Here is a 23,909-nt window from a genome sequence, read left to right as displayed (position 1 = left end):
CGGGGAACTTTCTTCCCAATTTCACTTTTTTTCGACAAAAGTCCTTAGAAATATTGCTTGTTCTAGGTCTAAAGTAGAAAAAATTACTATATTGTCGTATATCCTAAGTTTCTTAAAGATTGGGACATATTACAATAAGAAAAAAGCCCTATCTTTTCCCAGAAAGAAGGTCTTTGTTCTTAATTTCTCTGAAAACTTTGCTAAATCTTTGCAGGATAAGGGTTTATGGGCTTACATAGGACAGGGCTGATGTCACAATTCGATAAAAACTCAAGCGGAGTAGTCCTAGAATTTCAGATTTGCGAAAGTGTCGCAAAATAACGTCTCTTGTGTATACGCTTACCAGAATCGCTCCCCTTGTCGGCTTGGTATTCATTGCGATATCTGGACTGTCTTTCCTTTCTCCGGTCATCTTCTCTGACCACAACAAAAAGACATGCCCGGAGGATGTTCATCCTTCTGACATGTCCACGAAACGACAATTTTGTCGGTTTATAATATATATTGGCTCAAATCGCGATCCTGGGCGATGTCGGCCAGCTTCTCGCGCACGTATTCCGGCGTAATGATCATGTTCTCTAGAGTCAGCTCTGGAGCCTCAAACGACAAATCCTCGAGCAGCTTTTCCAGAATCGTATGCAGTCTGCGCGCGCCGATATTCTCGGTGTTCTGGTTAACGGTCGCGGCAATTTTGGCGATTTCCCGGATCGCTTCCGGATCGAATTTGACCTCGATGTCCTCGGTTTTGAGCAATTCCGTATACTGCTTGGTCAAAGCGTTCTTCGGCTCGGTCAGAATCGACACGAAGTCGTCGAGAGTCAGGCTGCTCAGCTCCACGCGGATTGGGAAGCGGCCCTGAAGCTCGGGAATGAGGTCGGACGGTTTCGCGATATGGAATGCACCCGCTGCGATAAAGAGGATAAAATCCGTCTTTACCGGTCCGTATTTAGTCATGACCGTCGATCCTTCCACGATCGGGAGAATATCCCTTTGGACACCTTCACGGGACACGTCAGGCCCCGTACCTTTGCCCTGGCTGGCAACTTTATCAATTTCGTCGATAAAGATAATACCCGACTGCTCGGCACGAAGAACCGAATCGGCGATAACGTCGTCCATATCGATCAGCTTCGTCGCTTCCTCCTGCGTCAGCACCTTGCGCGCTTCCCGGATCGGCAGCTTCCGCTTCTTCGTCCGGCGGGGCAGAAGGCTGCCGAACATTTCCTGCATGTTCATGCCCATCTGGTCATTCCCTTGCCCGGCCAGCATATCCATCATCGTCGGCGAGTTGTCTTCAACGTCGATTTCGATCATGTCATCTTCTAGGCTGCCGGACTGGAGCTTAAACTTCACCTGGCGCCGGCGTTCGGCCACGGTGCTGTCCTGCTCCTTATCCTCCTCGGTTTCTTGCGCATTCTGGTTGCCGTTGCCGAACAGCATTTCAAACGGGTTGCGCTGCGCCTTGTTTTTACCGGCAGGCGGAACGAGAATTTGCACGATTCGGTCGTTGGCGAGCTCTTCCGCCCGGTCCTTTACTTTCTCCGTCCGCTCCGCTTTGACCATGCGGATGGACGTTTCGATCAAATCGCGGACCATGGATTCCACGTCGCGGCCGACGTATCCCACTTCCGTAAATTTGGTGGCTTCGATCTTCACGAAAGGCGCATTGACCAGTTTCGCCAAACGTCTGGCGATTTCGGTCTTGCCCACCCCCGTCGGACCGATCATCAGGATGTTCTTCGGGACGATTTCGTCCCGAACGTCCTCCGGAAGCCGATTGCGGCGGTAACGGTTTCGTAGTGCGACGGCGACGGATTTCTTCGCCTGCTTCTGGCCTACAATGTATTTATCCAGTTCGGCCACGATTTGTCTTGGCGTCATACTTTGGTTATCCATATGCATTCCTCCACCCTTACAACTCTTCCACAATGATATTTCCGTTGGTGTATATGCAGATTTCCGAAGCAATTTGCAAAGCTTCCCGCGCGATATCCTTCGCTTCCAAGTCTTGGGCGTGACGCTTCAGCGCCCGTCCGGCAGAGAGTGCAAAATTGCCTCCTGAGCCAATCGCCAGCACGTCGTCGTCCGGCTCGATAATTTCACCGCCCCCGGAAATGAGCAGCATGCCGGTTTTATCCATAACGATCATGAGTGCCTCAAGCTTGCGGAGAACGCGGTCCTGGCGCCAGTCCTTGGCGAGTTCCACGGCGGCACGCTGCAAATTGCCGTGATGCTCCTCCAGTTTGTTCTCGAATTTTTCAAAAAGGGTGATGGCATCCGCCACAGAGCCTGCAAAGCCGGCAACAACCTGGCCTCTGTACAGGCGGCGCACCTTTTTGGCGGTCTGCTTCATAATGACATTTTCACCGAAGGTCACCTGGCCGTCACCGGCGATCGCCGCTTTTCCGTTATGGCGTACAGCGCAAATGGTTGTCGCATGAAAAGATAAATCCATACCTACAGACCTCCTAATCTATACTTCCTGATGTTCAGTTGCTAGTTCGGCTTCCCGGATGAACGCGGCAATCGTCTCCAAAGCCCGATTGGCCAGCGCCTCGTTCTTTTCTTTTTTGTTACGGATTTTCTTCTCCAGTTTCGGCAGCAGGCCGAAGTTGGCGTTCATCGGCTGGAAGTGCTCCGAATCTGCAGTCGTAATATAGTGAGCCATGCTGCCAAGTGTGCTTGTGTCAGGGAACACGACAAGGTCCTGGCCAAGCGCCTTTCTCGCAGCATTGATGCCCGCTATAAGCCCGGAAGCGGCAGATTCCACATATCCCTCTACCCCCGTCATTTGACCGGCAAAAAACAGGTTCTCATTCGTTTTCAGCTGATAGGTCGGTTGGAGCAGCTTCGGCGAGTTGATGAATGTGTTCCGGTGCATGACGCCGTAGCGCACATATTCCGCATTTTCCAGTCCCGGAATCATGGAGAATACGCGCTTCTGCTCGCCCCATTTGAGGTGGGTTTGGAAGCCGACCAGATTGTACAGCGTGCCTGCAGCATTATCTTGGCGCAGCTGCACAACCGCATGAGGAAGTTCGCCCGTATGCGGGTTCACCAGCCCCACCGGCTTCATCGGCCCGAACAGCGCCGTTTGCTTGCCCCGTTTCATCATGACCTCGATCGGCATGCATCCTTCGAAGTACACTTCCTTCTCAAACTCTTTCAACTGCGCGACTTCCGCATTGACCAGCGCGTCATAGAACGCGTTGAACTCCTCTTCGGTCATCGGACAGTTTAAGTAAGCCGCTTCGCCTTTATCGTAGCGGGAAGCCAGGTATACTTTGCTCATATCGATGGAGTCTTTCTCTACGATTGGAGCTGCCGCGTCATAGAAGTAGAAATACTCTTCGCCCATGAGCGCTTTAATCTCTGCGGAGAGCGCAGGCGAAGTCAGCGGGCCTGTGGCGATGACGACGATCCCTTCTTCTGGTATATGCTGAATTTCTTCATTTACGACTTCAATCAGCGGATGGTTATGGAGCGTGCTCGTAATATCCCCGGAAAAACCATCGCGGTCCACCGCCAGAGCTCCTCCGGCAGGAACCGCATTTTTGTCGGCGGACTTCAGGATCAGCGAATCCAGCATCCGCATTTCTTCTTTGATGACGCCGACTGCGTTACTGAGCCCGTTGGCACGCAGCGAATTGGTGCAGACGAGTTCGGCGAATTTGTCCGTATGGTGCGCTGGCGTCTTCACAACCGGACGCATTTCGTATAACTTCACGGGAACCCCCCGGCTCGCGATCTGCCAGGCAGCCTCGCTGCCTGCCAGACCTGCTCCGATGACGGTTACCTGCTGTACTTCTGTCAACTTCATTACCCCCTGCTGTTTACAGTTACAAGATTTCTTCGTTGTCTTCGTTATCTTCCAGGGGCTCGGTATGATCGCATGCCGTGCATTGGAGCCGTACTCCCTGTTTGTTGCGCTTCTCGACCATCAGGGAGCCGCATTTCGGACAAGGCTTCGGCGACGGCTTATCCCAGGATACGAAATCGCATTCCGGATAGCGGTCGCAGCCGTGGAAAATCCGCCCCTTCTTGCTTCGGCGTTCGACCACGTGCCCTTCCTTACATTTCGGACAAGTGACTCCGATATCCTTGACGATCGGCTTCGTGTTCCGGCATTCCGGAAATCCGGAGCAGGCGAGGAATTTGCCGAACCGACCCAATTTGTATACCATCGGTCTGCCGCATTTGTCGCAAATTTCGTCGGACACCTCGTCCTCGATTTCGATTTCCTTCATTTCTTCCTCGGCCACTTCCAAGCGCTTTTCAAAGGAAGAATAAAATTCGGCCAACACCTTGACCCAATCCTCAGAGCCTTCCTCGACATGGTCGAGGTCGTCTTCCATGTGGGCCGTAAATTCCACATCGAGAATTTCCGGGAAAAACTGTTCCATTTGCTCAATGATCAATTCACCCAACTCGGTTGGAATGAACTTTTTTTCTTCGATCGCCACGTAACCGCGCTTTTGGATCGTCTCCAGCGTCGGCGCATACGTACTTGGCCGTCCGATCCCGAGCTCCTCCATCGCCCGGACCAACCGGGCTTCGGTATAGCGCGGAGGCGGCTGCGTGAAGTGCTGCTTCGGTTCGATATCTTCCTTCTTCAGCTTATCACCCACGGTCAGCGCAGGCAAAAACTTCTCTTCTTCCGTTGTGCCGTCGTCGTTGCCTTCCACATATACCTTCATAAAGCCCTGGAAGCGGACTTTCGAACCGGTTGCGCGGAATACGGCAGGCCCGGCGGCGATATCGACGGAAAGCGTATCCAGTATGGCAGAAGCCATCTGACTGGCAACGAAACGTTCCCAAACGAGCTTGTAAAGACGGTATTGATCACGGCTCATGAACGCCTTCACCGAGTCGGGATCGCGCATAACCGAAGTCGGCCGGATCGCTTCGTGGGCATCCTGGGCATTCGCCGATTTTTTGGAATACTCCCGCGGAGATTCGGGGACAAATGTATCGCCGTACTTCCCGCTAATAAATTCCTTTGCTTCCTCCTGGGCCGATCCGGCAATCCGGGTGGAATCCGTACGCATATAAGTGATGAGACCGACGGTCCCTTCTTTCCCAAGCTCTACGCCTTCGTACAGCTGCTGGGCGACGGACATCGTTTTCGCGGCACGGAAATTAAGCTTCCGGGCAGCTTCCTGCTGCAGGGAGCTTGTTGTAAACGGAGGCGAAGGATGCCGCTGGCGTTCCTTCTCCTTCACTTCGCTGACTTTAAAGGTGGCCCCTTTAATGGCCGCGAGCACTTCGTTCACTTCATCCTCGCGCGACAGTTCTTTCTTCTGGCCGTTCAGCTGCTGGAATTTCGCTTCAAAAACGGAATCTCCTTTAGCGAGCTGGGCCGTGATGGACCAGTACTCTTCCGGTATGAACGCGTTGATTTCGTTTTCCCGGTCGATGATGATCTTGACCGCCACCGATTGGACACGGCCCGCGGACAGACCCTTCTTCACCTTTTTCCACAAAAGCGGACTGATCTTGTAACCGACGAGCCGGTCCAGAATGCGTCTGGCCTGCTGGGCGTTGACCAGGTCCATATTGATTTTGCGCGGCGTTTTAAATGCGTCCTTGACTGCCTGTTTCGTAATTTCGTTAAACACGACGCGGCAGCTCTCCGTATCGTCCAACTCCAAGGCATGGGCAAGATGCCAGGCAATCGCTTCACCCTCACGATCGGGGTCGGCTGCGAGATAAACCTTTTTTACTTTTTTGCTGGCGTCCTTTAATTCCTTTAATACGGAGCCCTTTCCGCGAATCGTAATATATTTCGGATTAAAATCATTTTCGACCTCAACCCCGATTTGGCTCTTCGGAAGATCACGAACGTGACCCATCGAAGCCTTTACGATAAACTTGCTGCCTAAATATTTGCCGATCGTTTTCGCTTTGGCCGGCGATTCCACGATGACAAGTGAGTCAGCCATAGGTTCATCCCCCTTTCCGAACAATTCTGTGAATCGTCGTCAATAAACTCTTGTTATATAAGCTTGTATATAGCACCAGATAATTGGGTAATCTGCTTTTTTATGATTAAAGATAACAGAACTGAATGCAAATGTCCAAAATCCCATCCGGTTCGCTGCAGCAGCTCATCCAATGTGGACGGCCCTTGTTCCAATATATGGTATATCGCAAGCTCATCCATTGTCAAATGATCTGCAGACTGCCGCGTGTCCTCTAACATCTGACGCTCCCTATTGTATGTATCTTCAAACCCTTTTTGCAACCATGAATCATATTCCTCGATCACGTCTTCGGCATTCAGCACCATTTTGGCGCCTTGTTTAATCAAATTCAGCGCCCCCCGGCTCTTGGGCGAAGTGACCGGCCCAGGTACTGCAAACACATCCCTGCCGGTTTCAAGGGCAAGGTCCGCCGTTATCAAAGATCCGCTGCGCGAATCCGCTTCGACGACCAGCGTCCCGAGCGTCAAGCCGGCGATGATGCGGTTGCGCTGAGGAAACAAACCGGGATGCGATTTGGTCCCCGAAGGGTATTCCGTCAGAATGAGTCCACTCTGGGCTATACGCTCATACAGTCCTCTATTCTCTGGCGGATAGATCACCCCGTGTCCGGTTCCCATCACCGCGATCGTGCTTCCGCCACAGGCAAGAGCGGCTTCATGGCAGACACTGTCGATGCCTCTGGCCATGCCGCTGACGATCGTGAATCCAGCCGAGCTGATGCCCTCCGCCAGCTCCTGGCCGACCTTGCGGCCATAGGCCGTCGGTAAACGTGTCCCGACCATGGCGAGACCGGGCGTTTGCAGCAATCCACGTTTTCCGGTACAGTACAATACCCATGGCGGCTCTGCAATCTCCTTCAAATACGGAGGATAATCCTCATCCAAAAAAGTCAGGATGCCAGAGCCTCCCTCAAGCTTACGGGATTTCAGTTCTTCGATCAAATCGGGTGTGATCCGTTCAGATAAAAGCTTCGCCTTTTCCTCCGAAAAACCTGCTTCCTCCCAATCTCTACTATTATAATAAAGCATGTCTCCGGAGAACATACCCTGCCCGCGCAGCCTGGCAATGCTCTTCCTTCCGACCCCTTCCGTCTCGTGCAGTGCGATCAGCAGCCATCGTTCGTCCTTCATGCGATTCCCGCCCCTCCTTATATTTTCCAGTTTCCCTGTGTTAAAAACACAAAAAAGCAACCCTTTATTCCCCGGATGGAGAAATAAAAGGTTGCTTACCTTTGAACCGTAAATGACGGCCGGTTTAATTAGTGAGTCGTGCACTTTTCCAGCAGGCCGCGCTCTTCCAGAACGCTTACCAGCGTAGAGCCCATTTCCGAAGGCGTCGGAGCGACTTTGATGCCGCACTCTTCGAGCTTGGCGATCTTTTCTTTCGCCGTACCCTTACCGCCGGAGATAATGGCGCCCGCATGTCCCATGCGTTTGCCCGGAGGCGCGGTAACGCCGCCGATAAAGCCGACGACCGGCTTGGTCATGTTGGCACGGATCCATTCCGCTGCCTCTTCTTCCGCCGTACCGCCGATTTCGCCGATCATAATGACGGCATAGGTGTTCGTATCGTCGTTAAAACGGCTCAAAATATCGATGAATTCCGAGCCTTTCACCGGGTCACCGCCAATGCCTACCGCGGAGGACTGGCCGATGCCGCGGGTCGTCAATTGATGAACCGCTTCATAAGTCAGCGTTCCGCTGCGGGATACGACGCCTACATGGCCCGGTGTATGGATGTAGCCCGGCATAATGCCGATTTTACATTCGCCTGGAGTGATGACCCCTGGGCAGTTCGGTCCGATCAGAACGGTCTTCTTGCCTTCCATATAGCGGGACACTTTCACCATGTCCAGCACCGGAATGCCTTCCGTAATACAGATGACCAGGTCCATCTCCGCATCGACGGCTTCCATGATGGAATCGGCCGCAAATGCCGGCGGAACGTAGATAACGCTCGCGGTCGCGCCAGTCGCTTCCTTGGCTTCTACGACCGTGTTAAATACGGGCAGGCTGACCGTTTGGCCGTTCTCCAGCGTAATGTCAACCTTGGTGCCGCCTTTGCCCGGAGACGTTCCTCCGACCATTTGCGTGCCGTAGTCAAGGGCGCCTTTCGCATGGAAAAGGGCGGTTTTGCCGGTGATGCCCTGTGTGATTACTTTTGTATTTTTATCGACCAAAATACTCACGTTTGTTCACATCCCCTATCGTATTTTACAGATTCTATTTTACGAGTGAGACAATTTTTTGGGCGCCGTCAGCCATAGAGTCGGCAGGCACGATGTTCAGGCCGGATTCAGCCAGAATTTTCTTGCCCAGATCCACGTTGGTTCCTTCAAGACGCACAACAAGAGGCCGGGTCAGGCCGAGCTGCTTGGCAGCTTCAACCACACCCTCGGCGATCACGTCACAGCGCATGATTCCGCCGAAGATGTTGACGAAAATACCTTTGACCTGCTCATCCGACAGGATGATCTTGAACGCCTCGGTAACCTTCTCCTTCGTGGCACCGCCCCCTACGTCGAGGAAGTTGGCCGGGTCTCCGCCGTAGTACTTGATAATATCCATCGTTGCCATGGCAAGGCCTGCGCCGTTGACCATACAGCCGATGTTGCCGTCGAGAGCTATGTAGCTCAGGTCGTATTTGGAAGCTTCGATTTCTTTCTCATTCTCTTCGTCCAAGTCGCGAAGCTCTTGAATGTCTTTGTGCCGGAACAGTGCGTTGGAATCAAAGTTCAGCTTGGCATCGAGAGCCATGACGTTGCCGTCACCCGTTACAACCAGAGGGTTGATTTCCGCGATGGAGCAGTCTTTGTCTACAAAGGCGTTGTACAGCGCGATCATAAACTGAACTGTTTTGTTGACCAGCTCGTTAGGGATGTTGATGGCATAGGCCAGTCTGCGTGCTTGGAACACCTGCAGGCCTACGGCCGGATCCACCACTTCTTTGAAAATTTTCTCAGGCGTAGCAGCGGCAACCTCTTCGATTTCCGTTCCGCCTTCTTCTGATGCCATCATCACGACACGTCCGGTAGCGCGGTCAACGACGACGCCGACGTAATATTCCTTGCGGATATCGCAGCCCTCTTCGATCAGAAGCCGTTTGACTTCTTTACCTTCCGGGCCTGTCTGATGCGTTACGAGCACTTTGCCGAGGATTTCCTCAGCGTAAGTACGAACCTCGTCCAGGTTCTTGGCCACTTTGACGCCGCCGGCTTTACCGCGGCCGCCTGCATGGATTTGCGCTTTGACAACCGTTACTTGGCTGCCCAGGGATTTAGCGGCTTCAACCGCTTCTTCCACGGTGTAGGCCACCTTTCCGTTCGGGACGGCAACGCCATACTGCTTTAACACTTGTTTTCCTTGATATTCATGGATATTCATTTACGGTATCCTCCTATCAACATGACTGCTACAAGGCGGGTTCTGATATCTCTTGGAAAATAATATAAACCCAAGCTATTGTAACATGTTTTTAAAACGCTTACCTTAAGAAACTGCGTTTCCATCGACAGCTTTTTGATATCGGTTTAATCCGTTTGAGAGAATATTTGGAATTTGATGGTAAAATACGCCCGCAAAGTACGTCTTACATCCGATATTTTTCCATGCGGCCCCGCTGAACATTTATAATTCTATGACCTAAAAAAAGAGCGACGGATTTGCAGATGCGTTTCTGCAAAAATCGCTCTGATCTTCACAATTTACCCTCATGCTCCTCGTTGCTGTGATGGACGCGGTTCAACAGCGTCTTGAACTGGCCCAGTAAATGCCCGAATTCATTCTCGTTCAGGCACAGCTCCTGCTGCATGGCAGTTGGAACGTTTAGCGCCTTCTCCTTGAGCATGTTCCCTTCGTCCGTCAATGTGATGATGACCTTCCGTTCGTCCTGGGCAGAGCGCTCACGGTGAATGAGGCCTGCGGCCTGCAGTCTCTTCAGCAGCGGCGTCAAGGTCCCGGAATCCAGGAAAAGAGCCTCCCCAAGCTCCTTCACGGTACACTGCCCCCGCTCCCAAAGCACAAGCAGGACCAAATACTGGGAATATGTCACACCGAGCTTCTCCAAATGGGGCTGGTACAGCTTGGTGATTTCACGCGAACATGCATAGATGGTAAAGCACAGCTGATTTTCCAGCTGCAGCTGCGGATTCATTTCACTTGGTTTCATCACTTTCGTCTTCACCTGCCTTCTTGTCATAATATTATCATAATTTTGTCACATTATCATGGTAATTGCGCCATATCTTTTGTGGGGACAATTGATGTCATACAATTCCATTGTATACTTTTAAATTTTAAACAACAAATCAATTGTTAATCACAACATAACTAACTTATCGATACATCCTGCACCTATGCCCTCCTTCTTGACTTTTGCCGCCTGCAGACCTACAATTTTTGTAAATCAAAGCGAAAATAAGGAAGCACCTTTTTTCCGTCAATAACGGTGATGAGTTCTAATTTTTAGAGAATCCGCCGGGGAATAGGGGTGCTTTATTGTATGTATGGAAAAATGCACAGTACATGTTTATACGGAATTGACGGAGTCATCATTCAGGTGGAGGTCGACATTTCCAACGGCCTGCCGCAGACGAGCATTATCGGACTTCCAGACTCCGCCATCCGGGAAGCGATCGAGCGCGTTCGCGCCGGCATCAAAAATTGCGGCTTCTCCTTCCCGCTTCAGCGCGTCACGATTAATCTTGCGCCGGCTGACCTGAAGAAGGAAGGTTCCGCTTTTGACCTGGCCATTGCCTTGGGCATTCTCGTGACGAGCGGACAGCTCCTGCTTCCGCAAGACGAGAAACTGCTACTCATCGGCGAAATGGCACTCGACGGCAGCCTGAGGCCCGTTAACGGCGTTCTGTCCATGGTGGACAGGGCGAAGCGCGAGGGATTCACCGCCGTTCTGCTGCCGGAAGCGAATGCCGAAGAGGCTGGCTTAATTGAACATATGAATATTTATGCCATCCGGCATTTGAACGAGCTGCGTGAGCTCGCCGCAGAACAATCGGCTGCAGACGCTCCTGGCAAAAACCAGCCCCTTAGGATTCAAAGCTTATCCCCGCTGCTGCGAGAATCGGTTTCCTCCGCTGCTTCCATACCGGAGCATTCTCCTATGGAAGATTATGCTGACGTGCTAGGCCAGCTCCATGTCAAAAGGGCGCTCACGATCGCTGCCGCCGGCATGCACAACATTATGCTGATCGGACCGCCCGGAACCGGCAAAACAATGCTCATTAAGCGTTTGCCGACCATCCTGCCCTTCATGACGGAGCAGGAAGCGCTCGAAACGACCAAAATATTCAGTGCGGCCGGAAAATTGAAGGAACCCGGATCCGGCCTGATCCGCAGACGTCCTTTTCGCTCCCCACACCATACGATCTCTTCCGGAGGTTTGATCGGTGGAGGAACGATACCTAAGCCGGGAGAGGTCAGCCTGGCCCACCGGGGCATCCTGTTTCTGGACGAGCTGCCGGAATTCAACCGGCAGGTGCTAGAAGTGCTCCGGCAGCCGCTTGAGGACAAGACAGTGACGATCAGCAGGGCGCGTGCCGTGCACACCTTCCCGGCACACTTCATGCTGGCAGCTTCGATGAATCCGTGTCCGTGCGGATACCTGGGTAGCGATCACCCGGAGCATCAATGCACGTGCAGCTTCAGCCGGATCGCCCAATACCGTGCCAAAATTTCCGGTCCGCTGCTCGACCGGATCGATCTTCAGGTCGAAGTCCCCCGTCCCAAGGAATGGTCTACGGATGCACCGAGCCTATCTTCGGCCGACATGCGCAGTCAGGTACTCGAAGCCCATGCCCGTCAGCAAAAACGATACGGCAGCGGTTATGGCAGCTGGAACAGCGAGCTGACCGGCGGTGCGCTCCGCCGCTTTGCCAGGCTCGATTCGGCTTCAGCCGATATGCTCCATCAAACGATTGAGACGCTGGGCCTCAGCATGCGGGCATATGACCGCATCCTGAAGCTGGCCCGGACGATCGCCGACCTGGACGGCGTGGAGAATATCGCCTTCAACCATGTGGCGGAAGCGATCCAATACCGGAATCTGGACCGGCCCCAGATCACGGTGTTGGGGTGAATGGAATGCAAATTTGCGATATAACCCTATTAAAGTGATTCACGGTTTAAATACATAATTATGTGTAAAATCCTCGTCAATAAAATTAAGTTTGTTTGGGTCTTGGTCTTGTACCATGGTTTAGTACTCCTTGAGTTCAATATACCCTTTTGTCGTTGGCCCATTCGCCATCCTGCATCACGAGCAACGGACCGAAATGCGAAATACGTAATCACGGTTGGAGAAAATCCGAATGACGCATTCCCTGCGTCTAATTTCTTTGTGGAGGGCTTTTTATGGCGTTTGTCATGCACACTCGGGTGCGTACCACGGTAGGTTGAGCCAAGACCCGCCGCATCGTCAAGGTGTTCTCCAAGAACGATTTGGAGAACTTTGCTCCGTACAGTTCTTCTTTCACTCGACGAAATACGGCATACTCAACGCAAGTTTCCCTACCCATGCGGTAGGTATAACTATCTAACCTACAAAAGAGGAACGCTGAGCTCTACCAGCAGCTAGATGCTCAGCCACAGACGTTATTAGGGGATATGAGGCGCCTTTTTGAAATCATCAGAAGAGACAGAGACACCGGGGCTCACAAACAAAAAAACTGCCATTAAAGGCAGATTTTTTTCGTCATGACCAAAGCCATGTAACTGCACAATACACGCTCCTCTACGCTGTCGTCCCACTTGATTTTTACATGTTATTAGTAGCTTTATTGTGCTCTTCGATATACTTTAAAACTTCGATAATTAAATCCTTATCTCTTTCATAACCCAATCTTCTCTCCAGGATATGATTATAAGAAAAATACGTTTTACTGAAACTTAGTCAAGTACCTGGCAGGTACAAAATCGGCGAGCCAAACACCATTATTGGCAAGATAAAACTTCACATTATCCTGAACGGCTCGTTGAGTATCAACCTGAAGTATAACAAGTTCTCCTCTTCTCTTACCTGCTAAGCTTGCGAACTCAACTCCTTCAGATAAATGTACATATTTTCTACCCATTGGCTTTATTCCTTCAGACAAGATCACAGCAGCAACCTTTGCGTTCGTCCCATGAAGAAGAATTGATGGTGGAATGGCTTCTTTGTACTCTAATCTCCCTGAACTATGACCATAATTGGCTCTTATGTACCCATTAACAATTTCATATCTTTGCTTCGGACAATGATCTACAACTTGCTTGATATCTGACTCACTTACTGCAGACCATCTTTTCTCAGATTTTATTCCGTTAATCAGATCCCGGATGTCACAATAGCCTTCATGATCTAATTCAATCCCGAATTGTTCAGGAGTATGTCTGAGTATTTTACTCATAAATTTGCTTAAGCTTTCTTCCTGTTTACTGTTAAGCATTTTGTCTCCCTCCCTTCTTCTTTCCTAATAAAATATTTGTTCTAAGTATCTTTTTTTCTATTCTCTAATGCGATCCATGAATAATACAAAATCCAAAATATTGATGGAAATATACCTACTGCAATAAATCGTTTATCTTCTGGAAGCGAAAATATAAACACAATTGAGATGGGTAACACATCACATGCTTTTTGTCATCTCTTTAGTCATGTCTCTCCTTTACTTTCGCTGTGAATATACTAAGAACAATAGTAAGTATCACGTATGTCCAAAATCCATGTATCTCAAATCCATTAAGGTATTTGTCTAGAAGCCAAAGTTTAATTGGTGTCAGTACTATCGAGGCAATTATTAAAGCTGGTGTGGTTAAACACCCGATCCCTACAGTGATCAACATAACCGATAGTACCATGGCTAAACTGAATAAAAGACTAATGATGAACATGAGAAGAGATGCAATTACTAAAGTTTTAGTGTCTGTGATCGAAATATATTGATTAAAGTACTGATTGCCTACCCAGAACACCAAAAAAGTCACAAGAAAATTCAAAATATTCCTCATGATACCTCCCATGAATCGTCTTTTTATAGTTCATATTACCATCATATTCAGGAAAATAATTACTTTTTTTAAGGGCCATTTTTGACTCTATAATGATTATAGCTGTAATAATATCTCTATGCTCAAGAAGGTCCTGCAATCCTCCAAAGTACCAAACTTGAAAGGAATCCTCCAAAAGGACTTTTACCTTTATTTTTCCGTCAATTGAGTGGATCGAGCCAGCCTCTGTGAAAATTGGATAATAAAAAAACTTCCAATAACATGCTATTGGAAGTTTTTTATGCCGGGATCGTCCTAGAACGCTCCCTGAATATGATCCATCGCGGCAATGCTCAAATCGCGTCCCAACTTCACGGCAACGACGTCAAAGCGAATCTCTCGATCCTCCAGCCGCTGTGCGTGAAGATAAACCTCGGCCGTGCTGCGGACCTGGCGGATTTTGCGGAAATTAACGGACTCCGCTGCTGTGCCGAAAGAGGTGCCGGTGGTCCGGCTGCGCACCTCCACAAAGACTATGACGCCGCCATCCTCAGCGATCACGTCCAGTTCGCCACTGCGGCAGCGCCAGTTCCGGTCCCGGATGCGATAGCCTTTAGACAGCAGCAGGTCCGCCGCTGCCTGTTCAGCTGCTGCTCCTTTTTGACGGCGGTTATCCTTGGCTCTTCCTTCCCGTCCGTTCATTCAAATGGCCTTTCCCGAGCGAGCCGATCCGCCCGGTAAATATAACTGAGGACCTCGGCGACAAGGTGATACAGTTCCGGCGGGATTTGCTGGTCCAGGTCCAGCTTGGAGAGGACCTCCACCAACGCGGCGTCCTCCTGAACGGGAACCCCGTGTTCCTTGGCCGTCTCGAGAATTGTATCCGCCACTTTCCCCCGGCCTTTGGCAACCACTACCGGGGCTTCGTTGTCACCGGGTGCGTATTTGAGGGCGACGGCTTTTTTTAAAATTGGGGACGGCTCCTGCGGCTTGCTGCTCATACCCTCATATCCACCCCCTTGTAGCTCTGTGGCACGTAATCCGACACGCGGTGTCCGCTCATGGCCGGATTCGAACCAGCTGGCGGCTCGACCGCCAGGGACGGGAGCGGACCGGCTTTAAGCGTTAGAAGCTGGTAGCCGATGAAGGATAGGGCATCCGCGATTTCAGACCGTCTGTCCTCCACCAGGGACTGAGCCCATTCCTGATCATTATGAACCTTCAGACTGACGATTCGGTCGACGATCTGGACGTCGATCAGCGTCTGTCCGAGATGCTTCATCTGAAGATCAAACCACAAACGGCAGTTGGAAGCGTCCAGTTCCCCCTTGGGACCACGCCTGGACTGAACATGAACCGACGCCGTCTCCTGGCCATCCGGTCCGTTCAGCGGCAAAAACAAGGTGACCTGGGCGAACGGGGCCGTCCGGTCCGTGTTCAGGAGCAGCTGCTGGCCGGTCAGCTGCGAGATGACCTGCTGCGCCGCTTCCTTCAAAGCCGGCGGCGCAGTGTCGTCCTGGACGAGCTGAAGGAGGAGTCCCTTCAGCGTGTCGCGCTGCCCGGTTTCCTGCAGCGCCTGCTCCATGCGCGCAGCGGGCTCAGCCAGCTGCTCCGGCCGGACCGCGTGTTGCGCCGGGCCGGGATGCTGCTGCTGAACCGCATGCGGCCGGACGGTCAGCTCCGCACCGTCCGCGGCTTGGGGAGCGGGCTGCGCAGCGGCGGCCACTGCCGCGCTGGCCGCTCCCGGTGCAGGCCCCGGCTGTGCCGGGCCTGCTTCTGCCGCTGCACCCTGGCCTGCGGCCGGTGCAGCCATGGGCTGCCGCGCGTTCCCCGCCGCGGCATCGGGCCCCTGCGCGGGCTGCTGCAGCGCCGCGCGCACGCCTTGCTGCTCGTGCTCCGCACCGAGCAGCTTCAAGAGACGCCCCACCCACGGCTCCGCGCCGTGGGACAGGGGCGTCTTGGGCGAAGGCCCCGTGCCCGCGGGGCCTTCGCCTCCCTGCGCCGCGTGCTGCGGCGCAGGCTCCGCGGCCGGCGCGGCGAAGCCGCCGGCCGTGGGCCCGCCCACCGGCTCAGCCGGGGCGGGCGTTGGTGCGGCGGCACCCGTTAGTGGTGCCGCGCGCAGCTGCGGCAGCAGCGCCTGCACCCTTGCGACCAGCGGCTGAAGTGCCTCCGCTGGATGGGACCCCGCTGCAGCCGTGCCGGCAGCGGATGATCCGTCAGCCGCGCGCCCCGCTGACTTCCCGGCATCTCCCATTTGCTCGGGGCTCCTTGGGTTGCGAGCAGCAGCTGCTGGCTCAGACTTCGGAGCTGCCATACTGCCCGCTCCTGGCTGCACACCCGCTCCAGGTATTGAACCCGGCGGCTGCTGTCCCAAAACCGGTGGCGTATTGACAGCCTGACCACTCTTGGCGGCGGTGCCCGCTTCTTCCGAACCCGCTGCAGCCTGCGCTGCGAACGCATTCAGCTGTTCCTCCAGCGCATGAAGCAGCTGGTGCACCGGCGGGCCGAATACCGCCTGCTGCAGCCCGCGGATGCTTTCGCCCGTCAGCGGAAGTCCGCGCTGATTGGCAATCGCCGTGGCGCTAAGCCACTGCTCCGTGCTGACCCCAGCAGGTTTCAACGTCAGCGCGTCCTTGAAGAAGGCTGCGTTTTCTTTCGTTACATATACGCCCGAAGACCGCAGCGCCTCCAGCATAGCCCGGTTCTCCGGCGTATCCGGCAGTTCGAGCGACTGCAGCACATCTGCGAGCGTCATCGGGGTCCCGGTCCCATAGGGGGAACCCTGCATCGGTTTCAATACCGGGAGGCCACCGCCATTGTCCGGCTGTACCTGCAGTACCGCCGCCTGGCCGGGCTGCAGCGGCGTTTCCAGCGCCGCTCGCACTTTTACGCCTTGGATCTGCAGGACAGCCTCCTGGCCGTCTTCGGAGACGCTCAGCACGACGCCGCGGACGACCTGGCCTTCCTTCAAATCCAGCTGCTTGGTCTCGCCCGCTTTGGTATCCCCCATCATACCGCGCAGCAGTGAACCGATATTCAAGTCCCTCTCCCCCTTTCGTATTGCTTCGCTTATTTATTTATCGGCTGAAAGAGTCGCGGGCTGTAGCCCGTCTATCCGTGATGCGATCTTTGTTACATGAGTTAGAATTCTTATTACCCAAAGGTGTCCCTCTCCTGCAACGTCGGCATAAATGCATAGTTCTTCTGGTTTTAGAAACTTGAACATCATCACAGCAGCTTGCAATTCCAAGTGAAAGAAGTCTTTTCCCGGAACAGCGTTTCGCTTTCAACTAAGGTTGGACTGTTTTTTGGTAAGCTTGGTCTGTTCATCATCGACGTGAGATGATGATCGGCAAGGAAAAATACACTATCAATAGTCCACACAATCAGCCTAGCCTTTCCGGTAAAAACTAGCAGTAGTCGGCGAAACTTCGCACCTGCCTGACAAAAAAACAGCAGCCCTAGAACAGGGTCTGCTGCACGACTTCCATGTTTTTCAAGAAGCTCCGGCGGTGCATCGGCGTAGGTCCCAGAGCCGCCAGCTGCTCGCGGTGCAGCTTGGTTGCGTAGCCCTTATGGATGGCGATCCCGTACTCGGGATATTTCGCCTCCCATTCCCCTTCACACAGCCGGTCCCGGCTCACCTTGGCCACGATCGAAGCCGCGGCGATCGATTGGCTGTTTGCGTCCCCCTTGATGATCGCCAGCTGCGGAACGGTCACATCCACACGCTCCGCATCCACCAGCAGAAAATCCGGGGCGATCGTCAGGCCAAGCACCGCTTTTTTCATGGCCAGGCGGGCCGCCTGCTTAATGTTGATCTCATCGATCGTGCGGGCATCCACATACCCGACGCTCATGGCAAGCGCCTGCTCCATAATAACATCGTATAGAAGGTCCCGTTTTTTGGCGCTCAATTTTTTCGAATCGTCGACGCCCTCCAGAACGAGTCCTTCCGGCAGTATTACCGCCGCCGCCACCACGTCGCCAAACAAACAGCCTCTTCCAACCTCGTCGACACCCGCTATGTACCGATAATCTTTTTCTATGTATTCGCGCTCATATTTTAGCAGGTCCCTCGAGGACTGCTCGATTTCTTCCGCATCCATGCTGTCTTTCCTCCTCCGTACTGCAGCTGCCAGAAGGTTTCTGCCGCTCATTCCCATGGCAAATCTACCAAACTCGCAATCTATCTTTTTTATTGTACTATGTTCGGGCTGCGGATTCCAACGAAAGACGGCATCTCGAGCGCTTCCAAAATTGGGGTGTGACTTCCTGCATGTTAGAAGCTGCCACAAATTTGGGCGAAAATAGATGCACTTTTGCATTTATTTATTCTGTCTTTGGTAAAACACAATAAATAGATGCATTTACGGGTGACTTTGTCCTAGTCACAAGATAACTCCGTTCCCTAAATCTTAGCGAAAACTTCTACTCTATTTAGACCCGCAAATCCTGCTGGCAAGCGAGCCCGACGGCTCGTCATTTCAGTCCTCATGCAGTAAAAGAACCATGCCCTTAGCACCGATCCTCTAACCCGCGCACAAAAAATAGCTGCATCAATGCAGCTATTGCGTTCTTTCCCGCTATTTACGCTCTCATTATTCTCCCAGACATTACTCCCAAACTGCCGTGTGTCCTAACAAAGGCAATTCGGCCCCTGTTGACATCAAAGTACCTGAAAAGGATACTGTCAGCCACCGGAACACCCGATCCGGAAAGCCTTCCCCGTTCCAGAACTGCCCGCAATCTCAAGGACTTCCATCGCTCCCTAAACCGGCTCACTCAGCAGGGATAAAAACTGTCTCGTCCGCTCCTGCGCCGGCTGGTTTAACACCTCATCCGGGCTTCCCTGCTCCATAATCGTTCCTTCGTCCATAAACACGATCCGGTCCGCCACCTGGCTCGCGAATTTCATCTCATGGGTTACGATAGCCATCGTCATGCCTTCCACAGCCAGCTCTTTAATGACTTTCAACACTTCGCCGACCAGCTCAGGGTCCAGGGCGGACGTCGGTTCATCGAATAAAAGCAGCTCCGGACCGATGCCCATTGCCCGGGCAATACCGACCCGCTGCTGCTGTCCCCCGGACAATTGATGCGGATAGGAATCCGCTTTACCGGCAAGTCCTACCTTGCCCAAAAGCTCAAGCGACCTGGCCTTGGCCTCGGCTCTGCTCTTTTTCTGCACGATGACTTGCGCCTCCATTACGTTCTGCAGGGCCGTCATATGGGGAAACAGATTATACGATTGGAAAACCATGCCGGTTTTCCGCCGGAAAGCCAGGATGTCCCCCCTGCCCGGCTTGGAGCCCGCTCTGAACGACAAGGCGGAATCACCGATCCGCAGCGTGCCTTCCGTCGGGATTTCCAGCAGGTTGATGCACCGGAGCAGCGTCGTTTTTCCCGAGCCGGAAGGCCCGATGATGACGGTCACTTGACCTTTTTCGATCGACAGGTCGATTCCCTTGAGCACTTCGTTGCTGCCAAAGCTTAATCTCAGATGGTTGACTTCAATCAAGTTGCATCCCTCGTTTCGCTATCTTGCGGCATAACGGTCAAACCGGTGTTCGAGTTGATGCTGAAGCACCGACAGGACGGTACTGAAGATCAGGTAGATCAAGGCAACTTCGCAGTACAACAGCAAAGGTTCGTACACAACCGCCGTAATTTGCTGCCCCTTTTGGAACAGCTCCGTCAGCGTTACCGTCGCCGCCAGCGACGTATCCTTCAGCAGGCTGATAAAAGAGTTGGCCAGCGGTGGCAGCGATACCCTTGCCGCCTGCGGCAAAACAATCCGGCGCAGCGCCTGGGAACGGGTCATCCCGACCGAATACGCAGCCTCCCATTGTCCCTTGGCGATGGACTGGATCGCGGCACGCATAATTTCGGAACCGTAAGCACCGACGCTGATCGAGAACCCGATGACCGCAGCGGTGAATGCGTCGATGACGACGCCGATGCTTGGAAGCCCGTAGAAAATAATAAACAGCTGGACGAGCAGCGGAGTCCCCCGGATGATCCATACATAGAACCAGGCGATCCGCTGGAGAATGCTCCAGCGTGACAGGCGGGCCAGCGCGGTAAGGAACGCCAGCACGAAACCGAGAATGAAGGAAATGATGGTCAGGGGAATGGTGAACTTGATCCCCGCCATAAGCAGCGGCACAAAGGAGTCGATAAATATATCGACGAGATGGGCGGTTCTGTCATTCATCGGTTAGCCCCCTTCTGTCGCTTATTTCGATACGTCCGTACCAAAGTATTTTTGGGAAATGTCGAGGTACGTTCCATCTTTCTTCATGTCGGCCAGCGCCTTGTTGATGGCGTCCCGCAGCTCATTGTTGTTTTTGTTCATCAGCACGGCGCTGGTGCTGCCCGTATCGGTTTCATCCACCACCTTGATCGGTGCGTCGGGACGTCTCGTTTTGAAGTCGAGATAGGACAGTTTGTCGTTCACTGTGGCATCAATGCGCCCGGACAGCAGCAAATCGATCGCTTGGTTGAAGCCGTCAATCTGAACGATCGTAGCACCGTTGTCCTTGGCAATCTGGTTCAGATTGCTTGTCAGCGACTGCCCGGCTTTTTTGCCCTTGAGGTCAGCCAGCTTCTTAATGTCCTGATTATTGTCTTTCACGATCAGGACCGCTTTAGAGACGATATAGGGGTCCGAAAAGTCGTATTTGGCCTTCCGTTCCGCATTAATGGATACTTCGTTCATCACCACATCGAAACGCTTTGCGTCCAGGCCGGCGATCATGCCATCCCATTTGGTTTCAATAAACTCCGGCTTCACGCCGAGCCTTTTGGCAATTTCCCGGCCCAGGTCGACGTCAAAGCCGGTCAGCGTTCCTTTATCATCATGAAAGGTAAAAGGTGCATACGTTCCTTCGGTGCCAATGCGAAGCTTACCGTTCGCCTTGATGGTCTCAAGCAGGTTTTTACCCGCCTGGGCGCCCCCGGTTTGCCCCTCCTGCGGTTTCGTTCCCGTATTTCCGCCGCAAGCCGTAGTCACGGCCAGCATCAACGTCATCACGATTGCCCAAAATATCCGCCAGCTTCTCACATTTTTCCTCCTCTAACCGTTTTCACCTATTTTGCCACCAGGCTGTATTTTCATGCGCGGCCGCCCCTCTTGCGTTCATCGATCCCGGCAAAAAAAAGCCCATGACCCAAGGTCATGAGCTTTTCTATGCTCTATTCTCTATTGCTGTACTATTTCGAAATGTCGATAAATCCTTCCCCAAATACATCCCGAACGTCATGGATCGTAATAAACGCCTGCTTGTCCGCCACCTTGACGATTTTTTTCAGGACTGGCACCTCCTGCTTGCTGATAACGATATACAGCACTTCCTTGGCCGACTTACTGTAATAGCCGTACCCTTTAAACACGGTGACTCCCCGGTCCATGATCCGGTTGACCTTTTCTGCAATCTCAGCATGCTGCTCCGATACGATCATCACCGCCTTCTTCGGGTTCAAGCCCTCGATGATGAATTCCATCACCTTGGTGCCGACGAACAGCATAATGATCGTCAGCATCAGGCTTTCCGCGCCAATGATGAAGTAGGAGGAGAACGCGACGATCAGATCAAAAAACAGCAGGGCGTAGCTGATGTTCCAATCCCAATATTTATGCGCAATCCGTGCCAAAATGACCGTGCCGGCGGTCGTACCCCCGGCCCTGACGATCAGCCCGATGCCGACACCGGCAAATACGCCGCCAAAAATGGCATTGACGATCGGTTCGTTCGACGCCAGTGTCCAGTTTTCGGTCAGATGGAGGAACAAGGAGTTAAACACGACGGCAACGATGGTGTATACCGTCGTCATTTTGTCCAAAAACTTATAACCCACGATCAGCAGGATGGCGTTCAAAATCAAGTTGACCAATCCCGGCGACCATGCAAACAAATAGTAGAGAATGATCGTAATCCCGGTAACGCCGCCTTCGCCCAAGTCGTGGGGGATGACAAATAAATTGATATCGAGCGCGAAAATAAACGCCCCAGCGATGATCGTCATGATTTCCATCACTCTTTTTTTCATATGCGCGGCCTTCCTCTCCCATAAATCAACACACAAAAAGCCCAGTACCTATAACGGAACTGGGCTTGTTCGTTCACTATGATACTGTACATCTCGCTTTGATACACGCTGGACACTTGGATCGCATCCGGCGTTCTTTTCCGATTAGTAAGGGGCCTCCATCGAGAACCGGCCCATTTTGCCGGCGCGCAGTTCCCGCAGCAGCGTCTTCGACGCTTTCTCGAGATCCACCCGGCCGCCGCTCATCAAGCAGCCGCGCTTGCGCCCCACCGCTTCCATGATGGCGACGATTTCGTCGCTGTCGTCCGAGTTATGGGGCATGTCCGCATCGATCTCGAAGCGCTCCCGGAACGCGTCCCAGTAATACTGAACCAGGTATTTGACCGCAAAAAAGGCGACATCCTCCGCGTTCAGGATCTCTTCCTTGATCGCGCCGGTTACCGCCAGGCGGTAGCCAACGTTCTCGTCCTCGAATTTAGGCCATAAAATCCCCGGGGTATCCAGGAGCTCGATTTCTCCGCCTACCTTAATCCACTGCTGGCCTTTCGTCACGCCCGGCCGGTCCCCTGTGGCAGCAATACTGCGCCCGGCAAGCCGGTTGATCAGCGTCGACTTGCCCACGTTCGGGATCCCGACGATCAGCGCACGGATCGCCCGCGGGTTCATCCCCTTAGCGATTTGGCGGTCGATCTTTTCCTTCAGGAGCAGCTTCAGCTGTCCAGGAATCTCTTTCACGCCCGTGCCTGTAGCCGCATCGACCGGAAATGCCGTATGGCCTTCCTCTTTAAAATAATCCTGCCACTGCTTCGTTACCGAAGGGTCTGCCAAATCCGCCTTGTTCATAATGATCAGCCGGGGCTTCCCCTGCAAAATCTCGTCAATCATCGGATTGCGGCTGGACAGCGGAAGACGCGAATCGATCAGCTCGATCACGACGTCAATCAGCTTTAATTTATCCTGTATTTGGCGGCGCGCTTTGGTCATATGACCTGGAAACCATTGAATCGTCACCGTCATCACCTCATTCTCTTGTCCGCAAACAGCCTCATTCCATGTCCATTAATGGTTGATCAGATGGATGTCCTTCACCGGCCAGAAGATGAGATCTGCCCGTCCGACGATATCCCCGAGCGGCACATAACCGATCATCCGGCTGTCCGTACTGTCGGAGCGGTTATCCCCCATCACGAACACATGCCCTTCGGGAACCTTGCCATCCGGAAAAGCGCTGTTTGGAAAATCTTTGTCATTATACATCTGGCCCACTTTATGGCTTGAATCGATGGCACCCTGTATGTAGGTTTCATTGACTTTTTTGCCGTTCACTGTAACCGTGTCGCCTTCCACTTTGACGGTATCGCCTGCGACGGCGATCACGCGCTTGATAAAATCCTTGCCTTCGGATGGAACATGGAACACGATAACCTCTCCACGGTGCGGAGCCCGGATGTCGTACAGAATTTCATTGACGATCAACCGCTCGCCTGTATGAAAGTTTGGCTGCATGGAGGGTCCGTCCACAATAAACGGTTTGAAGAGAAGCCAGCGGATCAGTGCCACCAAAATCAGGGCAATGATGATCGCTTTCAGCCATTCTACGACTTCATTCTTCCCTTTTTTAGGTGGTCTATGATCGTCTTCCTTCAGTTCCACCGCATCGCTCTGAATGTCCTGCTGCATATATCCACCGCCCTCTCCTAGTTTTGCCGAAAAGAAAAGCTCCCATTACGGAGCCGTGTATGCTTTCTTTAGATCAGCGAAGCGAAAAGCCGATTCGGTGATTGCCAGAAAAGCCTCCGCTTATCGCGGTCTGTCATTTTGGATCGTTCGTCTATTGACGCCTTTTTAATCCTAAAACGAAAAGGGCTTGAAATCAAGCCCTTTAACGTTG

The 23,909-nt window shown here is 52.7% G+C and carries 21 protein-coding genes; 1 reads left to right on the top strand and 20 read right to left on the bottom strand.

Annotated elements, in window-relative coordinates; translation table 11 throughout:
- Window positions 1-492 precede the first annotated feature (492 nt).
- The 8 genes from hslU to CJP46_RS01010 all read right to left on the bottom strand — a co-directional run bounded on the left by hslU (window position 493) and on the right by CJP46_RS01010 (window position 10,151).
- Window positions 493-1,896, bottom strand: a complete 1,404-nt coding sequence (gene hslU / locus CJP46_RS01045) for an ATP-dependent protease ATPase subunit HslU (protein WP_094593760.1) — start codon at window positions 1,894-1,896, stop codon at window positions 493-495.
- 16 nt (window positions 1,897-1,912) lie between these two features.
- Complete coding sequence (hslV, locus tag CJP46_RS01040; protein ID WP_094593759.1) at window positions 1,913-2,455, bottom strand: ATP-dependent protease subunit HslV; 543 nt, start codon at window positions 2,453-2,455, stop codon at window positions 1,913-1,915.
- An 18-nt stretch (window positions 2,456-2,473) separates the two neighbouring features.
- Window positions 2,474-3,814, bottom strand: a complete 1,341-nt coding sequence (gene trmFO / locus CJP46_RS01035; protein WP_094593758.1) for an FADH(2)-oxidizing methylenetetrahydrofolate--tRNA-(uracil(54)-C(5))-methyltransferase TrmFO — start codon at window positions 3,812-3,814, stop codon at window positions 2,474-2,476.
- A 25-nt stretch (window positions 3,815-3,839) separates the two neighbouring features.
- Window positions 3,840-5,942, bottom strand: a complete 2,103-nt coding sequence (topA, locus tag CJP46_RS01030; RefSeq protein WP_094593757.1) for a type I DNA topoisomerase — start codon at window positions 5,940-5,942, stop codon at window positions 3,840-3,842.
- 53 nt (window positions 5,943-5,995) lie between these two features.
- The gene (dprA, locus tag CJP46_RS01025) at window positions 5,996-7,114 is read right to left on the bottom strand and encodes a DNA-processing protein DprA (protein WP_094593756.1); all 1,119 of its coding nucleotides are present in this window, start codon (window positions 7,112-7,114) and stop codon (window positions 5,996-5,998) included.
- A gap of 128 nt (window positions 7,115-7,242) precedes the next feature.
- On the bottom strand, window positions 7,243-8,172 hold the full coding sequence (gene sucD, locus CJP46_RS01020) for a succinate--CoA ligase subunit alpha (RefSeq protein ID WP_094593755.1): 930 nt from the start codon (window positions 8,170-8,172) through the stop codon (window positions 7,243-7,245).
- Between the two features lie 34 nt (window positions 8,173-8,206).
- Window positions 8,207-9,367, bottom strand: coding sequence for an ADP-forming succinate--CoA ligase subunit beta (gene sucC / locus CJP46_RS01015; RefSeq protein ID WP_094593754.1), 1,161 nt, complete (start codon window positions 9,365-9,367; stop codon window positions 8,207-8,209).
- A gap of 313 nt (window positions 9,368-9,680) precedes the next feature.
- A complete protein-coding gene (locus tag CJP46_RS01010; RefSeq protein WP_094593753.1) occupies window positions 9,681-10,151 on the bottom strand; it encodes a MarR family winged helix-turn-helix transcriptional regulator in 471 nt (156 codons plus the stop codon).
- Window positions 10,152-10,484: 333 nt separating this feature from the next.
- Here CJP46_RS01010 and CJP46_RS01005 point away from each other — a divergent pair, with 333 nt between their 5' ends.
- A complete protein-coding gene (locus tag CJP46_RS01005) occupies window positions 10,485-12,077 on the top strand; it encodes a YifB family Mg chelatase-like AAA ATPase (RefSeq protein WP_094593752.1) in 1,593 nt (530 codons plus the stop codon).
- A 799-nt stretch (window positions 12,078-12,876) separates the two neighbouring features.
- On the opposite strand, the gene CJP46_RS01000 is transcribed toward CJP46_RS01005, so the two are convergent.
- The 12 genes from CJP46_RS01000 to lepB all read right to left on the bottom strand — a co-directional run bounded on the left by CJP46_RS01000 (window position 12,877) and on the right by lepB (window position 23,698).
- On the bottom strand, window positions 12,877-13,425 hold the full coding sequence (locus CJP46_RS01000) for an RNA 2'-phosphotransferase (RefSeq protein ID WP_094593751.1): 549 nt from the start codon (window positions 13,423-13,425) through the stop codon (window positions 12,877-12,879).
- A 202-nt stretch (window positions 13,426-13,627) separates the two neighbouring features.
- Window positions 13,628-13,987 carry a phage holin family protein gene (locus tag CJP46_RS37475; RefSeq protein WP_179280982.1) on the bottom strand — a complete coding sequence of 120 codons (360 nt, stop codon included), beginning with the start codon at window positions 13,985-13,987 and terminating at the stop codon, window positions 13,628-13,630.
- Between the two features lie 294 nt (window positions 13,988-14,281).
- Window positions 14,282-14,668: a YraN family protein gene (locus CJP46_RS00990; protein ID WP_094593749.1), complete on the bottom strand. Its 387-nt coding sequence runs from the start codon at window positions 14,666-14,668 to the stop codon at window positions 14,282-14,284.
- Window positions 14,665-14,967 (bottom strand): EscU/YscU/HrcU family type III secretion system export apparatus switch protein, encoded by a 303-nt coding sequence (locus tag CJP46_RS00985; RefSeq protein ID WP_094593748.1) that lies wholly within the window; start codon window positions 14,965-14,967, stop codon window positions 14,665-14,667. The genes CJP46_RS00990 and CJP46_RS00985 overlap by 4 nt, the downstream gene beginning before the upstream one ends.
- Window positions 14,964-17,006 (bottom strand): hypothetical protein, encoded by a 2,043-nt coding sequence (locus CJP46_RS00980; RefSeq protein ID WP_094593747.1) that lies wholly within the window; start codon window positions 17,004-17,006, stop codon window positions 14,964-14,966. Before CJP46_RS00980 ends, CJP46_RS00985 begins: the two co-directional genes overlap by 4 nt.
- A 421-nt stretch (window positions 17,007-17,427) precedes the next feature.
- Window positions 17,428-18,126 carry a ribonuclease HII gene (locus tag CJP46_RS00975; RefSeq protein WP_094595008.1) on the bottom strand — a complete coding sequence of 233 codons (699 nt, stop codon included), beginning with the start codon at window positions 18,124-18,126 and terminating at the stop codon, window positions 17,428-17,430.
- A gap of 611 nt (window positions 18,127-18,737) precedes the next feature.
- Window positions 18,738-19,487, bottom strand: coding sequence for an amino acid ABC transporter ATP-binding protein (locus CJP46_RS00970; protein WP_094593746.1), 750 nt, complete (start codon window positions 19,485-19,487; stop codon window positions 18,738-18,740).
- Window positions 19,488-19,505: 18 nt separating this feature from the next.
- Window positions 19,506-20,183, bottom strand: coding sequence for an amino acid ABC transporter permease (locus tag CJP46_RS00965; protein ID WP_094593745.1), 678 nt, complete (start codon window positions 20,181-20,183; stop codon window positions 19,506-19,508).
- A 21-nt stretch (window positions 20,184-20,204) separates the two neighbouring features.
- Window positions 20,205-20,999 carry an amino acid ABC transporter substrate-binding protein gene (locus CJP46_RS00960; protein ID WP_094595007.1) on the bottom strand — a complete coding sequence of 265 codons (795 nt, stop codon included), beginning with the start codon at window positions 20,997-20,999 and terminating at the stop codon, window positions 20,205-20,207.
- A gap of 182 nt (window positions 21,000-21,181) precedes the next feature.
- On the bottom strand, window positions 21,182-22,018 hold the full coding sequence (locus CJP46_RS00955; RefSeq protein ID WP_094593744.1) for a YitT family protein: 837 nt from the start codon (window positions 22,016-22,018) through the stop codon (window positions 21,182-21,184).
- A 144-nt stretch (window positions 22,019-22,162) separates the two neighbouring features.
- Window positions 22,163-23,029, bottom strand: coding sequence for a ribosome biogenesis GTPase YlqF (gene ylqF / locus CJP46_RS00950; RefSeq protein WP_094595006.1), 867 nt, complete (start codon window positions 23,027-23,029; stop codon window positions 22,163-22,165).
- A gap of 48 nt (window positions 23,030-23,077) precedes the next feature.
- Window positions 23,078-23,698 carry a signal peptidase I gene (gene lepB, locus CJP46_RS00945; protein WP_094593743.1) on the bottom strand — a complete coding sequence of 207 codons (621 nt, stop codon included), beginning with the start codon at window positions 23,696-23,698 and terminating at the stop codon, window positions 23,078-23,080.
- Between the last annotated feature and the right edge of the window lie 211 nt (window positions 23,699-23,909).

Origin of the sequence: Paenibacillus sp. XY044, assembly GCF_002257645.1 — a bacterium.
GTDB lineage: Bacteria > Bacillota > Bacilli > Paenibacillales > Paenibacillaceae > Paenibacillus_AQ.
Note: the sequence above shows the minus strand (reverse complement) of the source record. Positions and strands in the feature narration are given on the sequence as shown.

Excerpts from the sequence above, each read along its gene's own strand:
- CJP46_RS00975 (WP_094595008.1), bottom strand. The coding sequence starts at position 18,126 with ATGAGCGGCAGAAACCTTCTGGCAGCTGCAGTACGGAGGAGGAAAGAC.
- CJP46_RS00965 (WP_094593745.1), bottom strand. The coding sequence starts at position 20,183 with ATGAATGACAGAACCGCCCATCTCGTCGATATATTTATCGACTCCTTT.
- topA (WP_094593757.1), bottom strand. The coding sequence starts at position 5,942 with ATGGCTGACTCACTTGTCATCGTGGAATCGCCGGCCAAAGCGAAAACG.
- hslV (WP_094593759.1), bottom strand. The coding sequence starts at position 2,455 with ATGGATTTATCTTTTCATGCGACAACCATTTGCGCTGTACGCCATAAC.
- hslU (WP_094593760.1), bottom strand. The coding sequence starts at position 1,896 with ATGGATAACCAAAGTATGACGCCAAGACAAATCGTGGCCGAACTGGAT.
- CJP46_RS01000 (WP_094593751.1), bottom strand. The coding sequence starts at position 13,425 with ATGCTTAACAGTAAACAGGAAGAAAGCTTAAGCAAATTTATGAGTAAA.
- CJP46_RS00990 (WP_094593749.1), bottom strand. The coding sequence starts at position 14,668 with ATGAACGGACGGGAAGGAAGAGCCAAGGATAACCGCCGTCAAAAAGGA.
- CJP46_RS01010 (WP_094593753.1), bottom strand. The coding sequence starts at position 10,151 with ATGAAACCAAGTGAAATGAATCCGCAGCTGCAGCTGGAAAATCAGCTG.
- CJP46_RS00985 (WP_094593748.1), bottom strand. The coding sequence starts at position 14,967 with ATGAGCAGCAAGCCGCAGGAGCCGTCCCCAATTTTAAAAAAAGCCGTC.
- lepB (WP_094593743.1), bottom strand. The coding sequence starts at position 23,698 with ATGCAGCAGGACATTCAGAGCGATGCGGTGGAACTGAAGGAAGACGAT.
- dprA (WP_094593756.1), bottom strand. The coding sequence starts at position 7,114 with ATGAAGGACGAACGATGGCTGCTGATCGCACTGCACGAGACGGAAGGG.
- CJP46_RS01005 (WP_094593752.1), top strand. The coding sequence starts at position 10,485 with ATGTATGGAAAAATGCACAGTACATGTTTATACGGAATTGACGGAGTC.
- sucC (WP_094593754.1), bottom strand. The coding sequence starts at position 9,367 with ATGAATATCCATGAATATCAAGGAAAACAAGTGTTAAAGCAGTATGGC.
- CJP46_RS00955 (WP_094593744.1), bottom strand. The coding sequence starts at position 22,018 with ATGAAAAAAAGAGTGATGGAAATCATGACGATCATCGCTGGGGCGTTT.
- CJP46_RS00960 (WP_094595007.1), bottom strand. The coding sequence starts at position 20,999 with ATGACGTTGATGCTGGCCGTGACTACGGCTTGCGGCGGAAATACGGGA.
- CJP46_RS37475 (WP_179280982.1), bottom strand. The coding sequence starts at position 13,987 with ATGAGGAATATTTTGAATTTTCTTGTGACTTTTTTGGTGTTCTGGGTA.